We start from the raw sequence: 6,154 nt of genomic DNA on the forward strand, positions 1-6,154 counted from the left end.
GCCGGACCCGTCAGGCGGGTTCGCCGACGGTCCGGGCCGGGGCGGACGGCTCGACGTGGGTGTGGGGCACGGGCCGCAGCGCGATACGGCGGTGCAGCCGGCGCGCGAGGAAGTAGCCGGCGCCGGCCGCCAGGCTCAGCCCGATGAAGAGCAGCGCGCTCCACCGCAGCCACCACGTGCCGCCGGTGAGGTCGTAGATCTCCGCGCGAGGCCAGACCAGGTTGACCGTCATGCCGGTCTGGAAGAGCACGGCGAGCGCGTTGACCGCCACCCCCCACCGGCCCAGCGAGAACAACGGCCGGCCCGTCTCGTCGACGCCGCCGGGGAGTCCGCCGGTGTCCCGGTGCCGGATGCGGACGGCCAGCAGTGGCACCGTCACGCCCAGATAGGCCAGGTACAGCAGCGCGATGCAGAGGCTGGACAGGGCGGTGAAGACCGCCGACTGGCCGAGGTTCAGCAGCAGCGCGACCGCGGCGCCCACGCCCACCACGACCGACGTGACGACCGGGGTGCCGGTGCGGGCCGAGACCCTGCGCAGGTGCCGGTGGAACGGCAGGGCGCCCTCGCGCGCCATCGAGTACATCATCCGGGCGCCGGAGGTCTGGACGGCCAGGGTGCAGGCGAACACCGCCACCGCGACGCAGCACAGCAGCAGGCGTCCCAGGACCCCACCGAGCCGGTCGGTGAGCACCCAGGACAGACCGCCGGCGGCCAGCTCGCCGTCCGTCAGGCTGCTCGCGGCCGTCAGCCCCGCGAGGATCAGCAGCGCGCCGCCGAGCCCGGAGGTGACCAGCGCCCGCAGGATCGTCCGGGGCGTGGTCCGGCGCGGGCTGTGGGTCTCCTCCGCCAGTTCACCCGCGGAGTCGAAGCCGACCATGACGTACGCCGCCATCAGCGAGGACGCGAGGAAGGCACCGGCGTAGCCGCCGTGGCCCGCCCAGCCGGTGTGCCGGTCCACCACCTGCGGGCCGCGCTCGGGCAGGAAGAAGAGCACCAGCACCAGCGCGATCACGCCGATGATCTCGACCGCGACGCCGACGCTGGTGGCGGCGGCCATCTGGCGGACGCCCAGGACGTTGACCACCGTGGTGACGACCAGCAGCAGGCAGCCCAGCAGAACCGCGTTCCGCGCGCCGGTCGGCGAACCCACCGACGGATCGGCGCCCGGACCGCCGACGATCTGGAAGCCGGACCAGATGCCCGGCAGCACGGCCTGCGCCGCGATGGCGGCCGCCGCCACGGTGAGGATCTGCCCGAGGATCATGATCCAGCCGGCGAACCAGCCCGTCGTGGTGCCGGCCAGCCGGCTCGACCACTGGTAGATCGCCCCGGAGATCGGCCAGCGGGCCGCCAGTTCGGCGAAGCAGAGGGCGACCAGCAGCTGGCCCGCGAAGACCAGGGGCCAGGTCCAGAAGAACGACGCCCCGCCGAGGCCGAAGCCGAGGCCGAAGAGCTGGAAGACGGTGGTGAGGACGGACACGAAGGAGAAGCCGGCGGCGAACGACGCGAAGCCGCCCACCCCGCGGCGAAGCTCCTGCTGGTAGCCGGCGCCGGGGGGACCGGCCGTGACACCACCGTCAGGGCTCTGCCCGAAGACGGGTTCGGGTCGGCTCATCGCCGCACCTCCGATCGGTCGCGAATACCTGTCACTTGACAGGTATGGCGATCGTCGGCCGCACCGGTCTCACCCCCGAGTCGCGGGAGTTAACTTCGTGTGTCCCACGCCCGGGGCGCTGCTAAGGGACGACTCCCAGTTCCGGCTGGGGTTCCGGGTGCGGTACCGGCGGGGCCTTCGGTTCCCACAGCGCGGTGGTCCGTACGAAGCCGTGGACCACGGAGAGCATCGCCAGGAGGAGAAGGGGGCCGAACAGCCACGGATGCGCGGCCATCTGCACCGGCAGAAAACGGTAGGACAGCAGGAGCGCCGTGAATACGGCGGCGCCGTGGGCGACCAATTGGATTCCGGACCGGTCCCAGCCCCGGTCGAACGCGCGGAGCGCTGCCTCGATCGTGAGCGTGAACACCACACCGGCGACGAGATCGGCGCCGTAGTGGTAGCCGAATCCGAGTGTGGCGGTGAGTGTGGCGATCAGCCAGAACGTGCCCGCGTAGCGCAGGAACCGCGGTCCCTTGCGGGAGTGGACGAAAATCGCGGTGGCCCACGCCGTGTGCAGGCTGGGCATGCAGTTGCGCGGGGTGATCTCGTCGAACGGTATGTGGTGCGGGCTGCCGATCGGCGTGGGCGTGTCCGGCCACAGGTCGGCGACCGCCCAGTGCCCGCCGTCGGCGCCGTAGGCGAAGACCGGCCCGACCACCGGGAAGATCATGTAGATGGCCGGCCCGAGGAGGCCGATGACCAGGAACGTGCGCACCAGATGATGGCGCGGGAAACGGCGCTCGGTCGCCACATGGCGCAGCTGGTACATCGCGACGACGACCGCGGCCACCGCGAGCTGGGCGTAGACGTAGTCGAGCGCGTGGGCGCCGATCGTGCCGGTGGCACGGACGATCCGGCCCACCACCCACGACGGGTTGCCCAGCGCGTGATCGGCGGTCGCCACGTACGGGTCGAGCACCGTCGGGCGGGTCTTCGACGTGATGAGGAGCCAGGTGTCGCCCGTCTTGCGGCCGGCCACCAACAGCAGGCCCAGTCCGACGCCTTTGAGCAGCAGGAGGCGTTCCCGGCCGGTGCGGCGCGTGACCGCGATGACCGCACAGCCCACGATGACCCACAACGCGCCGTTGCCGAAGGGATGGCCTTCTTCGGTCAGGTCGGCGCCGGCCGCCCACCGCGCCAGCAGGAAGACGATGTCGATGCCGATCGCGACGCCGATCGCGACGAACCGTTCCCGCCAGGTGAGGACCACCATCGTCAACGCCATGCTGGCGTACAGCAGAAACCCTGATTTAGGTGGAAATACCAGCTCTCGTACCTGATAGGTGACCGGCCCCGGCAGACCGTAATGACGCGCGGCGATCTCCAGCGCGACGAGGAATGCGAGGGTCACCACACCGGCCGCGGCCCACAGCGCCGTCCGGGGTCGGCGCCATGCGGCGAACGAATTTCTGCTCTTTGACGGCGGAATGACCCGCGTTGCTCTAGGTATCAATTGTTTGGCCGATGTGTTGGGTGTTGTTTGGTTTTCCGACGAGGTCGGGCAATGAGGGCGTGCTTGTCGTGAGTTCGATCATGTTATCGGAGCGTCGGCGCATTGTGGATGGGGAAGTGCCCGCGCACGGTCAGCACTCGATGCCCGTTCCGTCCCACGGACTCGGCCCCGTACCGTGGCACCAGGCGTCCAGAGCGCGGCCGTCCACGCACACGATGCCGCACTGGCGCGCGTACTCAAGGGCGGGCGCGGTGAAGTCGCTCGTCGTCACGACCGCGGCGACATCGGCCTCGTGGATGGTGAAGCAGGTTCCCCCGAACCGCTGGAGGTCCTGCGAGCCGACCTTGTTGGCCGCACCGTACTGCTTGCACTGGATCACCACGCGCCGTCCGTCCGGGGTGACCGCGGTGACATCCGCCCCCAAGTCGCCGGCGCCTCCCACCACCTCCACCTCCTGACAGCCGTCACGGGCGCACAGGTCGGCTATGGCCTCCTCGAAACCATCGGGCTCAAGCTCGGCGCAGTCCACCACGCCGCCGGGGAACGCGGTCGTCTCCTCGTCGGCCGGCAGCGGCGGAACGGACGCCTCCGCGGCCGGCAGCGGCGGAACGGCCGCCTCTTCGGCCGGCCGTAGCGGAACGACTGCCTCCGCGGCCGCTTCCTCCAGTGCCCGGGCGGTCCGGCGCGCGTACGCCGCGGCGGAGAAGCGGCGCCACCTGGACCGGCACAGCACAGCGGCCGCGATGCCGAGCACCGCCAGGACCCCGGCCCACAGCGGGCGCCGCTCGACCATGCCCGCGGCCGTCCGCACCACCAGCGCGAGAAGGCACAGCAGCACCGCGAGGAGCAGGAAGAACAGGGCGGTCGTGCGCAGATCGAAACGTCGGTCGTTCCGCACACGTCGAACGGGGCGCAGAGGTACGGACACGCGGGTTCCCTCCCGGACGGCGACGACAAGGGCCGGTCCTCTCCGGATGCCCGAGATCACCGAAAGATCGCACACCGCTCATGGCTCAGCCCTGGCCGGCGACCTCGCCGACCAGGGCTGTCCTCGGTACCGGGAGCCAGGGAGCCCCCTGCCCGGTGTCTATCCGCGCCGGAGCAGGTACTTGTGCTGTCCGGACAGCACCAGCTCGCCGCGCTGGTTGTGGATGGTGGCCTCCGTCACCACGACACCCTCCTCGCCGCGCGGTTCCAGTCCGGTGACGGTGAGCGCCGGGTACAGGGTGTCCCCGGAGTGCACCTCGGCCAGGAACGTGCAGGACAGCTCCAGGAAGCTGATGAACACCTCACCGATGAAGTGGGGGAACAGCGTGGCGCCCGGCGCGGTGAACGCCAGTACCTGCAGGCCGTGCACCACCGGCGCGGAGTGCCCGTGCCGGCGCGCCCACTCGGCGTCGTAGTGCACCGGGTGGTTGTCCGCGGAGACCGTCTGGAAGGCCGCCGCGTGGGCGTCGGTCAGGGTGCGGCTGGGGGCCCGGAACACCTCGCCGACGCGCAGGTCCCCGAAGGTCCTGGGCGGGACGACGAGGAACGCGTCCGGGTCGAACCCGGTCGCCGGCGCCGGCGTGTCCTGTGTGTCCATCGTGCTGTCCTCTCGCTCGTCTCTCGTCGTGCGCGTCACGTCCGTACCTACTCGCCGGGGGCGGGGACGGGGGCGGGAGCGATCCGGGCGGCCAGGAGGTTGGGGTCCTCGTCGGTGAAGTAGGCCGCGCTGGCGACGTACGCCGTGCGGCCGCGTACGGCGAGGGAGGTCGGACCCTCAAGTCCGTCGGCGGCGGTGAGCACGACGGTGTGCCGGCCGCCGGGTTCGACCCGGGCCACCTCGTTGTCCTTGTTGATCGCGGCCAGCAGGGTGTCTCCGCGGCCGGTGAACGCGAAGTCGTCGATGTCCACCAGGCCGGTGGCCCGCGTCGAGACGGGGCCGGCCGCGCCGTGGGCCGTGACCGGTATGCGCAGCACGGTGCCCCGGTCCAGGTTCGACACCCAGACCGCGCCGCGGTGCACCTTGATGCCGTTGGCGCCCAGGAACCCGTCGGCGGCCAGCTCGGGTGCCGTGGACCACGCGGTGGCGGCCCCGCCGGTCAGCGGCACGCGCCAGACCGTGCCCAGGACCGAGTCCGCCGCGTACAGCAGACCGGCGTGCTCGTCCAGCGCCAGGCCGTTGGGCAGACCGTCGGCCGGGAGGGCGGCGATGCGGTGCGGGGTCCCGCCCGGCCGCAGGCGCCACAGGCCGGTCAGGTCGCTGCTGCCGGTGGCGTACAGGAAGTACAGCGTCCCGTCGTGCGTACGGACGATCCCGCCGAGGAACGGCGAGGTGAGGGCCGGGGTGACGGAGCCCGCGGGCGGCTCGGGCAGCGTCGCGAGGACGTGCACCCGGCCGTCGGGGGTGACACGGGCGACCTGGCGGCCGTAGGCGAAGGTGACGACCGCGCTGCCGCCGGGCTCCAGAGTGATGTTCTCCGGGCGCTGCCCTTCGCTGACGTCAAGGTGCGCGAAGAAGCGCGTGTGGGAGGCCGGGCCGACCGGGGTGGTGGATGCCGGGACGGCCGTGGCCGGACCGGTCGCCGTGACAGCGAGGGCCGCGACCACCGTCGTGGCCAGGAGACCGGTGCGCGTCCGCGTCGTCATAGGGCTGGTCATGTCGTTCCTACTCTGTGAGGTGGACAAGCGGTACTTGAGGTGCGGTGAGGTGAAGAAGGGCGCGCTCGGCAGGGTCCTGACCGACGGTGAGCCCCGTCACATGACGCCGGTCCATCGGCCTCGGACACCTGACAGGCGGGCCGGTGCGGGCGCGCTGCCGGACCTGGTCACCGGCCCCTCGTGGTCGGTGCCGCGGGCGCGGGAGGGCGGAACTCGAAGGCCGGCTGGGCGGGTCGGGCGATGACGGGCGGTCCGGTCATCAGCGCGACGAGTTCTCCCGCGGCCCGGTCGATCCGTTCGGCGAGCCCTTCGGCGCCCCAGTCCTCGGAGGCGGCGTAGACCCCGGTGGGGACGACGACGGCCCGCAGGTAGGCGAACAGCGGCCGCAGCGCGTGTTCCAG

At 71.7% G+C, this 6,154-nt stretch carries 5 protein-coding genes and 1 pseudogene; all 6 read right to left on the reverse strand.

The window, feature by feature from the left end:
* Nucleotides 1-10 precede the first annotated feature (10 nt).
* Nucleotides 11-1,615, reverse strand: coding sequence for an amino acid permease (locus tag ACH4LD_RS34620; protein ID WP_398058085.1), 1,605 nt, complete (start codon nucleotides 1,613-1,615; stop codon nucleotides 11-13).
* Nucleotides 1,616-1,736: 121 nt separating this feature from the next.
* On the reverse strand, nucleotides 1,737-3,029 hold the full coding sequence (locus tag ACH4LD_RS34625) for a phosphatase PAP2 family protein (protein ID WP_398058093.1): 1,293 nt from the start codon (nucleotides 3,027-3,029) through the stop codon (nucleotides 1,737-1,739).
* A 211-nt stretch (nucleotides 3,030-3,240) separates the two neighbouring features.
* The gene (locus ACH4LD_RS34630; protein WP_398058086.1) at nucleotides 3,241-4,008 is read right to left on the reverse strand and encodes a restriction endonuclease; all 768 of its coding nucleotides are present in this window, start codon (nucleotides 4,006-4,008) and stop codon (nucleotides 3,241-3,243) included.
* Between the two features lie 189 nt (nucleotides 4,009-4,197).
* Nucleotides 4,198-4,695: a MaoC family dehydratase gene (locus ACH4LD_RS34635; RefSeq protein ID WP_398058087.1), complete on the reverse strand. Its 498-nt coding sequence runs from the start codon at nucleotides 4,693-4,695 to the stop codon at nucleotides 4,198-4,200.
* 47 nt (nucleotides 4,696-4,742) lie between these two features.
* Entirely contained in the window at nucleotides 4,743-5,753 is a 1,011-nt protein-coding gene (locus ACH4LD_RS34640) for a hypothetical protein (protein ID WP_398058088.1), read from the reverse strand.
* A gap of 167 nt (nucleotides 5,754-5,920) precedes the next feature.
* Nucleotides 5,921-6,154 (reverse strand): annotated as a pseudogene (locus ACH4LD_RS34645) (oxidoreductase); the annotation flags it as partial.

It is taken from the genome of Streptomyces sp. NPDC017676, assembly GCF_044329325.1.
GTDB lineage: Bacteria > Actinomycetota > Actinomycetes > Streptomycetales > Streptomycetaceae > Streptomyces.